At 44.1% G+C, this 4,936-nt stretch carries 4 protein-coding genes; all 4 read right to left on the reverse strand.

Features of this window, described 5'->3' with window-relative positions; translation table 11 throughout:
- Positions 1-744 (reverse strand): alpha amylase N-terminal ig-like domain-containing protein (locus ACH2DQ_RS27265; protein ID WP_395028698.1); only part of this gene is annotated, 744 nt, incomplete at its 3' end.
- A gap of 286 nt (positions 745-1,030) precedes the next feature.
- Positions 1,031-2,833, reverse strand: coding sequence for an ATP-dependent zinc metalloprotease FtsH (gene ftsH, locus ACH2DQ_RS27270; protein ID WP_394911102.1), 1,803 nt, complete (start codon positions 2,831-2,833; stop codon positions 1,031-1,033).
- 112 nt (positions 2,834-2,945) lie between these two features.
- Positions 2,946-3,467, reverse strand: a complete 522-nt coding sequence (gene hpt, locus ACH2DQ_RS27275; RefSeq protein ID WP_394911101.1) for a hypoxanthine phosphoribosyltransferase — start codon at positions 3,465-3,467, stop codon at positions 2,946-2,948.
- Positions 3,467-4,861 carry a tRNA lysidine(34) synthetase TilS gene (gene tilS / locus ACH2DQ_RS27280; protein WP_394911100.1) on the reverse strand — a complete coding sequence of 465 codons (1,395 nt, stop codon included), beginning with the start codon at positions 4,859-4,861 and terminating at the stop codon, positions 3,467-3,469. The genes hpt and tilS overlap by 1 nt, the downstream gene beginning before the upstream one ends.
- Positions 4,862-4,936: the final 75 nt, after the last annotated feature.

Consider the following 4,936-nt stretch of genomic DNA (forward strand, 5'->3'; position numbering starts at 1 on the left):
GTGCCCCCCGTCACTTACGATTTTTCCGTAGTGGGGATCAATATAATCATAATCCTGTATATCATACTTATGATTGGAAGGAGAAACAAATATGGGATTGAAATAGATAACTTCCACGCCCAAATCCTGCAAATAATCCAGCTTATCCATGACTCCCTGCAGGTCCCCGCCGTAAAATTCCCGGATTCCCATATATGCAGGTCGTTTGTTCCAGTCTTTCACACCGGAAGCATGATCTCCGATATAGAAATATTCTCTATCCTCTACATCATTGCTCTTATCCCCGTTATAGAAACGATCCACCATGATCTGATACATCACAGCGCCTTTTGCCCAGTCCGGGGTCTTAAATCCAGGCACCAGTGCAAATGCATAGTACTCCTGCAGATTCCTGGACACCCCTCTTTTATTATAAAAACACCGGAACTTTCCGGTCTGTATTTCAAAGTAATAGTGTATTGGATTCTCTCCTACGGTAATTTCTATTTTGTAATAGTCGAAATCCCCCCTGCTCTCTTCAAACTGCATTAAAAGCCTGTCTGCGCCACTGATAAAAAACACGGCATCCACATTATTTTTCGCCGTTCGAAAGCGAATTGTTACCGTCTCATGGGGTTCCGGCTCCATTGGCATAACGTAATTCTCTGTTTCATCACTGAATAGTGCTTCCATATTAAAAACAGGCCGCATCCGCATTACATACTGCCATGATCTCTGTATCCGTTCCAATTGGTTAATGTCCATGATAACACTCCTTAATCATATCCTGATTCCATTTTATATCATTCCTACAGTTACTACAAGCCTTATTTACTTTCTCCCGGAAGCCTGATAAAAAATGCTTTCTGACAGTAAAAAAGACAGCCATTAATCTGCTGTCTTTTTTGGAGAAGGTATTTCTTCTTATGGGGTGTAGCAAAAACTATATAATGTATTGGGGGGGGTTTTACGATGATTAGTATATCATTATTGTCCAAATAAGTGTGCACAAACTTCACAAATTTGCTTACTTATTTTTGTGCACTTTTCACTAAAATAGTGCTTCAAACTCCTCCCGACCAATTTTTTCTTTCTCTATTAACAGTTTTGCACACTTGTGAAGCACTTCCATATGCTCCTCAATCATTGAATGTGCCTTTGTATGGGCATCATCAATAATCCTCTTCACCTCTTCATCAATGGTAGTCGCAATATGTTCACTAAAGCCTCTGGTATGTGCCAGATCTCTGCCGATAAACACTTCATCGTCATCACTGCCATAGTGGATCAGACCCACCCGGTCAGACATTCCGAACTGGGTTACCATGGCCTTGGCAAGCTTGGTTGCCTGTTTGATATCCTGGGAAGCTCCAGTTGTAATGTCTCCCAGTACCAGTTCCTCTGCCACCCGTCCGCCCAGATCTACGATAATATTCTGGAGCATCTGTCCTTTGGTATTGAACATCTCATCCTTTTCCGGCAAAGGCATAGTATAGCCTGCCGCACCGGTTCCTGTAGGTATGATTGATATTGTATGCACCGGTCCCACATCCGGAAGCAGATGGAATAGTATTGCATGCCCCGCTTCGTGGTAAGCCGTAATCTTCTTTTCTTTTTCTGAAATAATACGGCTTTTCTTTTCCGCACCGATCCCAACCTTGATAAATGCCCGGTTAATATCTGCCTGTTTGATATATCCTCTGCTGTCCTTTGCCGCATAAATAGCCGCTTCATTCAACAGATTCTCTAAGTCAGCCCCGGTAAATCCGGCAGTCGTCTGTGCAATGGTTTCCAGATTTACATCATCCCCAAGGGGTTTTCCATTTGCATGAACTTTTAAGATTTCTTCCCTGCCTTTGATGTCCGGTTTTCCAACACCAACTTTACGGTCAAATCTGCCCGGTCTTAAAATTGCGGGATCCAGTATATCCACACGGTTCGTCGCGGACATGACAATAATTCCTTCATTGACCCCAAAACCGTCCATTTCCACTAACAACTGGTTAAGGGTCTGCTCACGTTCATCATGACCACCGCCCATTCCGGTTCCCCTTCTTCTGGCTACCGCATCAATCTCATCGATGAACACAATACAGGGCGCATTTTTCTTCGCCTCTCCAAACAGGTCACGGACACGGGATGCACCCACACCAACAAACATTTCCACAAAGTCAGAACCGGAAATACTGAAAAACGGTACGCCAGCCTCCCCAGCCACTGCTTTTGCAAGGAGGGTTTTACCGGTTCCCGGAGGGCCCACCAGCAGTACACCTTTTGGTATTCTGGCTCCAACCTGGAGATATTTTTTTGGTTCCTTTAAGAAATCCACAATTTCCTGCAGGTCTTCTTTTTCCTCCTGCAGTCCTGCAACTTCCTTAAACGTAACCCGTTTGCTGTCCGGGGTAGTAAGGGTCGCCCTGCTTTTTCCAAAATTCATCATCTTATTATTCCCGCCTGACGCCTGACGATTCATCATACTAAACAAGAAAATCATCATAACGCCCATCAGCAGCACCGGGAATATCGTTGTCATAAACATACTTTCTTTTGGAATATCAAATAAAACAGTTGGAACATCCTTTTCTGTCAGCTGTACCTGTGCCTCCTTTACATCAGACACATTCAGCTTCCTGGTTGTTCCGTCTTTTAAATATACATATAACTGACCGGTTGGCACCTGGCTGTTCTGGTGAATCTCTACTTTCACCACATTACCGCTGTCCAGCGCAGCCGAATATTCCTGGAGGCTGTACGTCTCCTGCATGGATAATCCGCCCCTCAGCATCATAAATGCCGCAACTACGAGCACCGCAATTATAATGTAGATGCCCCAATTTCTTGAACTCTTATTCAATGCCTTAAATCTCCTCTCTGTCAATCTGGTACAGCATTGCTCAAACCATATTTATAGCTTGAATATTTGTACAATGTCGTACATTACAACATCACGTAAGTCTCTGTGGCAATTACAGTTCCACAACCCCAATATATGGGAGATTACGGTAATTCTGCGCATAGTCAAGACCAAATCCCACCACAAACTCATCCGGGATATTGAATCCTACGTAATCCACTTTTACATCTGTGACACGGCGTTCCGGCTTATCAAGCAGTGTACAGATCTTCATGCTGTTCGGTTTTCTTTCTTTCAGGATCTCTGCCAGACGGCTTAATGTCCTTCCTGAGTCAATAATATCTTCGATAATGATAATATCCAGGCCTTCCACAGATTCATCCAGATCTTTTTTGATTCTGACTTCCCCGCTGGACTCTGTACCTGCCCCGTAACTTCCCACAGACAGGAAATCCATTGTTACCGGTATCGTGATTCTCTTTGCCAGTTCACAGGTAAAAAACACACTTCCCTTTAATACACAGATTAAATGTACTTTCTTTCCTGCATATTCTTCACTGATCTTTTCGCCCAGTTCTCTTACTCTTTTGTTTACCTCTTCTTCCGGTATCAACACACGGATCTTATCTTCCATTACTTTGCCTCCTGCTCCACTTGTATCTTTAATATTATTTTTGTATCTTCTGTAACTTTATATGCCTCACTGATGCGATATCCCACAATCCACATGATATGGGAACCATCCGCCAGAAGTAAGATCCGGTCTCTCTCATCCTGTGGAATCTTCTCATCAATAAAATAAGACTTTAATTTCTTTTTTCCGCCCTCCCGGTTTGTAACAAAATAATCACCGCTCCGGCGGCTGCGTAAAGAAACTGCATTGTATATTTTATCATAATCCAGCCATTTCGTATATGGTTTTTCTTCAATAATTTGGTTTTCATATATTTCTCTGGAAAAAGATATCCGTTTTCCATTCCAAACATAAGTCCCGGGCACCTGAATCTGCAATTCTAAATCCTCGCTCCCTGTGTCCGCCTTTTCTGCAGGGTCTGCTTCTTCTCGGAAAATGCAGATCTGTCCAGGCAGCCGTTTCGCAGTATATCCGCCCGGCAGCTGAATTCTTCTCCCGGGTTGAAGATCAGGCAGTTTCATGAGATTATCGATATGGACACTTCCAATGTCCCGAAGCCCACAGCCCATTTCTTTTAAACAATATCGGAAAATATATTCTTGTATGACCTCCGGCTTTTTGGCAAAATGTCCCGTGTCTATAACGGCCCTTCCCTCTGAAATGCAGGTGCAGTCTTTCGCCTCCCTCTGGGATGCCTCTTCCATGTATGCCTCAATCTTCTGCAAATGCCGCCCCGTTTCCGCAATATGCGCAGTTGCCGCCCCGTTCAATTCCTTTTCCAGATAAGGCAGAACGTGCAGGCGCAGCTTATTTCTGGTATAATCGTCGGTCAGATTGGTACTATCTGTCCGGTAGGGGATTTTCCGCTTGACCAGATATGCTTCTATTTCTGCTCTGGATGTGCCTAAAAGAGGACGTATAATACAATCCCGTACCGGTCTGGTTCCGCACAGTCCCTTAAGACCGCTGCCCCTCACCAGGTTCCACAGGATTGTCTCCGCCTGGTCATTTGCATGATGTGCCACCGCAATCTTATTCCCGCCAAAACGTTTCATAACATCTGCAAATGCCTCATATCTCGCCTCTCTGCCTGCCTCTTCCACGGATATTTTTTTATCCCGTGCCGCCTTTACCACATCTGCTGGATATAAATAAAAAGGAATTCCTTTCTCTTTGCAGATGTTATCCACAAAGTCAGCATCATCCAGGCTGTCCTGTCCACGAATTCCGTGTTCAATGTGGACAACCTTTATGGAAAAAGGAATCCTCTCCCTTAGTTCCAGCAGCACAAAAAGCAGGCATACCGAATCAGCTCCTCCGGATACGCCCACTATAATACTGTCATTTTCTTCAATCATTTTATATTTCTGGATATATTGGAACACTTTCTGCATGTATCTCCCCCTGAATAGCACAAGCTGGCTTGTACTCGAGCCTGTTTGAAAATTCATCCCTAGAGCGCGTTTGAA

The organism is Robinsoniella sp. (assembly GCF_034124845.1).